This is a genomic window from Aeromonas sp. HMWF015 (assembly GCF_963878965.1).
In the GTDB taxonomy this organism is placed as follows: domain Bacteria; phylum Pseudomonadota; class Gammaproteobacteria; order Enterobacterales; family Aeromonadaceae; genus Aeromonas; species Aeromonas veronii.
Genome location: NZ_CAWNZT010000108.1, coordinates 5,049 through 8,494 on the forward strand (window position 1 = coordinate 5,049; position 3,446 = coordinate 8,494).

Here is a 3,446-nt window from a genome sequence, read left to right on the forward strand (position 1 = left end):
CTGAGTGCGCTGGCGCATCGGGCTGCGCATGGGGCAACGCGGGCTCGGGTTGATACCCCATGCCTGCGGCTTCACGCAGCAGCTCATCCTGCTGGCTGAACAGCTCGGCGGCTTGCGCCTCCTCCTCGCTATCGGCGGGGTTGCCGATGTCATCCGTCATCGCAGGCAGAGAGACATCAACCGCGAGCACGGCGCCGCTGATCGGTGCCACTGCGGCCGATTCAGCGGCCGGGCGCTTTCCCGGCAAAGAGGCAACCGAAGTAGCGCTGCTCGCCGCACTGCTCGTCATTGACGGGGGCAGCGCGGTGAGGCTGGCCGGATGCAGGGCATCGCGCCTTGGCGAGAAGGCGAGCATCCGCAGGCAGGTCATCTCCAGCGCGGTGCGGCCATCGGGGGCCCAGGGCAGATCTTTACGGCCACCCAGCACGATCTGGTAGCAGAGCTGCACCTCTTCCGGGCTCATCGCCTTGGCCAGTTGCAGCAGGGAATCGGCATCTGCCCCCTGCTCCTGCACACTGGCAGGCAGCAGCTGCGCCATGGCGATGCGATGGAGCAAGCCTTCCAGCTCGGCGTGGAGCTGATCAAAATCGGGGCCCAGGGTGGCGATCTCGGTGATCTTGGCCATGGTCGCGGGGGCATCTTGCCGCAAAATGGCTTCCAGCAGCTGGTGCAGATGGCGGTGATCGAGCGTGCCCAGCATCGCCAGCACGCTGTCGAGGCGCACGCTGCCGTTACCGTGGGCCAGCGCCTGATCGGTCAGGCTCAGGGCATCGCGCATACTGCCGTCGGCGGCTTTGGCCAGGGCCAGCAGGGCGCGTGGCTCGAAGGGCTGCCCCTCCTGATCCAGCACCCATTCGAGCTGCTTGGCGATCTGGGTCTGATCCAGACTCTTCAGATGAAACTGCAGGCAGCGCGAGAGAATGGTAATTGGCAGCTTCTGCGGATCCGTGGTGGCCAGCAGAAACTTCACATAGGGAGGCGGCTCTTCCAGGGTTTTCAGCAGCGCGTTGAAGCTGTGGCGCGACAACATGTGCACTTCATCGATGAGGTAGACCTTGAAGCGGCCGCGGGCCGGACGGTACTGCACGTTGTCGAGCAGCTCGCGGGTATCTTCCACCTTGGTTCGCGACGCCGCGTCAATCTCCAGCAAGTCGACAAAGTTGCCCTGATCGATCTCGCGGCAGGTATCGCAGACGCCACACGGATGGCTGCTGATCCCCTGCTCGCAGTTGAGGCTCTTGGCCAGAATACGGGCGATGGTGGTCTTGCCGACCCCGCGGGTACCGCTCAGCAGATAGGCGTGATGCAGCCGTCCCTGATCCAGGGCGTTGGTCAAGGCGGTCAGCACATGTTGCTGGCCTACCACTTGTTCAAACGTATGGGGGCGCCATTTACGCGCCAGAACCTGATAGCTCATAAATCCATCATGCAGGGAAGACAGGGCATTGAGGCCGGATGCTAACACAAATGGCGGGCTGGCTGTATCGGCTATCGGTGAGAGCGGGAGGGATCGCTTGATTTTCAAACCGATGCCCGCAAGGGCACCGGTTCAATGCAGGCCCGATGCAGAGGATCGGGCCGAAGAGGCATTACTCGCCGGCCAGCTCGACCAGTGAGACCACCTTGATGCCAGCGGCAGTCAGACGGGCATCGCCGCCCAGAGACGGCAGGGAGATGATGAATGCCGCATCTGCCACAGTACCACCTGCGCGGCGGATCAGCTTGACGGTCGCATCGACGGTACCGCCGGTCGCCAGCAGATCGTCCACGACCAGCACCTTGTCACCGGGCACGATGGCATCGGTGTGCAGTTGCAGAGTATCGGTGCCGTACTCGAGGGCATAGGACTCCTCGATCACTGCGCGCGGCAGCTTGCCCGGCTTGCGGACCGGCACGAAGCCCAGTCCCATAGCATAGGCAACCGGCGCGCCAAAGATGAAGCCGCGAGCTTCGGTGCCAACAATCTTGGTGATCCCTTGATCACGATAATGATTGGCCAGCAGATCGATGGTGGCCTTGAAGGCTTCGGCGTTCTCAATCAGGCTGGTGATGTCACGAAACAGAATGCCCGGCTTCGGATAGTCGGGAATGGTCTTGATGCTTGCTTCGATAAATTTCAGGGTTTCCGGATTCATGTGTTGACCGCTTATTTTTTTGACCCAGGGGTGGCCATTTTTTCTCAATTCCCTTCTGCGGGAAATAAAAAAGCCTGTCACGCAAAAATGACAGGCCGACTCCATAGCATTATTGCTGCAATAGCTTAGGGACTTCACTTCACCATTGCAACTGGCTCCAGCACCGGCAGGCGCATTAACCAGGTGAGCAGGATCACCATTATGACAACCAGCAATCCCTTGACCCACAGCAGTGGCACCACCGCCAGTGACACCGAAAAGGTGAGCAAAATGAAAATGATAGCGCGCCGTCTGGCCTGACGACGAATGCCGCGATACTGCTGCCAATCCACGATGGGCGGGCCAAACCAGGGATGGGTCAGCAACCAGCGATGAAAACGGGGCGATGAGCGGGCAAACAGGGCGGCAGCCAGCAACATGAAGGGGGTAGTCGGCAACAGGGGCAGCACAATGCCCACAATACCGGTGACAAATGCCAGCCACCCGAGCGCCATCAGACACCAACGCTTCATTCCTTCTCCTTGCGTGATTTATCTCCCTCTAGCCTAACAGAGTTTGAGCGGGTGCTGACAGCGGGCCGCAACCCCACTACAATCTGCGCTCTTTTTTCTTGCCACTCTCGTCGGAAAGCCGTTATGCGCGTTATTTTGGCCCCCATGCAGGGGGTACTGGATCACCTGATGCGGGAGGTTCTCACCTCCGTCAATGATTACGATCTCTGCGTGAGCGAGTTTATCCGGGTCGTCGATCAGCTGCTGCCCGCCAAGGTGTTCTACCGCCTCTGCCCTGAACTGCTACAAGATGGCAAAACCCGCGCAGGCACCCCGGTGCGGGTACAACTGCTGGGGCAACACCCCGAGTGGCTGGCCGAGAACGCTGTGCGCGCCATCGAGTTGGGCTCCCCCGGCGTTGATCTCAACTTCGGCTGTCCCGCCCCTACGGTCAACAAGAGCAAGGGCGGTGCGGTGCTGCTCAAAGAGCCCGAGACCATCTACCGCATCGTCAAGGCGGTGCGTGACGCAGTACCCGCCCATCTGCCGGTCAGCGCCAAAATTCGCCTCGGTTACGACGACAAGGATCTCTATCTGGAGAACGCTCAGGCGGTCTTCCAGGGGGGCGCCAACGAGCTGGCCGTTCATGCCCGCACCAAGCGCGAAGGGTACAAGGCCCCCGCCCACTGGGAATATGTGGACGCCATTCGCCGCGCCCTGTCCATCCCCGTCACCGCCAACGGCGAAATTTGGGATCACAAAGATGCCCTCGCCTGCGCCAGGGTCTCGGGTTGCGATGCCCTGATGGTCGGGCGCGGCG

Annotated in this window: 4 protein-coding genes; 1 reads left to right on the forward strand and 3 read right to left on the reverse strand. The window is 61.1% G+C overall.

Going from position 1 to position 3,446, the window contains the following annotated elements; genetic code table 11:
- From dnaX to AACS18_RS05270, 3 genes are all read right to left on the reverse strand, one after another.
- Positions 1–1,417 (reverse strand): DNA polymerase III subunit gamma/tau (dnaX, locus tag AACS18_RS23125; protein WP_258228857.1); only part of this gene is annotated, 1,417 nt, incomplete at its 3' end.
- Positions 1,418–1,589: 172 nt separating this feature from the next.
- Positions 1,590–2,135: an adenine phosphoribosyltransferase gene (gene apt / locus AACS18_RS05265; protein WP_181363413.1), complete on the reverse strand. Its 546-nt coding sequence runs from the start codon at positions 2,133–2,135 to the stop codon at positions 1,590–1,592.
- A gap of 134 nt (positions 2,136–2,269) precedes the next feature.
- The gene (locus AACS18_RS05270; protein WP_042080879.1) at positions 2,270–2,647 is read right to left on the reverse strand and encodes a YbaN family protein; all 378 of its coding nucleotides are present in this window, start codon (positions 2,645–2,647) and stop codon (positions 2,270–2,272) included.
- A 123-nt stretch (positions 2,648–2,770) separates the two neighbouring features.
- On the opposite strand from AACS18_RS05270, the gene AACS18_RS05275 reads away from it, so the two are divergent.
- Positions 2,771–3,446: tRNA-dihydrouridine synthase (locus tag AACS18_RS05275; protein ID WP_108613884.1), on the forward strand; the 676-nt coding region annotated here is incomplete at its 3' end.

What these genes read in the sequence shown, in the direction of transcription:
- apt (WP_181363413.1), bottom strand. Translation starts at nt 2,135, where the DNA reads ATGAATCCGGAAACCCTGAAATTTATCGAAGCAAGCATCAAGACCATT.
- AACS18_RS05270 (WP_042080879.1), bottom strand. Translation starts at nt 2,647, where the DNA reads ATGAAGCGTTGGTGTCTGATGGCGCTCGGGTGGCTGGCATTTGTCACC.